At 47.8% G+C, this 607-nt stretch carries 1 protein-coding gene and 1 pseudogene; both read left to right on the forward strand.

What is annotated here, in order from left to right; genetic code table 11:
- Positions 1–399 (forward strand): helix-turn-helix domain-containing protein (locus tag R7Q46_RS28310; protein ID WP_318078459.1); only part of this gene is annotated, 399 nt, incomplete at its 5' end.
- A pseudogene (locus R7Q46_RS28315) lies at positions 389–607 on the forward strand (two-component sensor histidine kinase); the annotation flags it as partial. The gene R7Q46_RS28310 and the pseudogene R7Q46_RS28315, both read left to right, overlap by 11 nt.

Below are 607 nucleotides of genomic sequence, written 5' to 3' on the forward strand. Positions count from 1 at the left end.
CCCAAATGGGCGCACGAAGACATGGAAGCCATGAGTGAATACGATTGGCCGGGCAACATTCGTGAGCTGAAGAACCTCATCGAGCGCTGCATTTTGCTTGGTAAGCCACCAGCACATTACTGGCGAGAGCTGAACGGTGGTCATTCTCTGCCTAATGTTTCGATTACCGTTTCTCACTCCGCCGAGTTACCAACTTTTAGAGAAGGCAAAGAATTTACTGGCGAAGGCTACCCAAACAATTGGACTTTAAAAGAAGTCGAGAAAGCGCACATCAAACAAGTCGTTAATTTGCATGAAGGCAATAAATCGGCAGCGGCGCGCGACTTAGGCGTTGCCCGCAAGACGTTAGAACGCAAATACAAAGAATGGGATTCTGAGGATGAGGGATATGCCGACTAACTGGCAGCAGCACAAAGGATTGTCGAAATGGACGCACCGTTTTAAAACCATGGTGCGTTATCGCTTATTGATTTTAACCTCTGCACCGATCTTTCTTACGTTGATAGCGCTGATCGGTATTACGATTTATTGGTCTATCCATTACACGTGGCAAAACGCGCTGCTGGATGTGTCAGAGCGTTTGGGTGTGGCAAATAACAGCGTGACG

The sequence above is a fragment of the Vibrio sp. 811 genome (assembly GCF_033339195.1).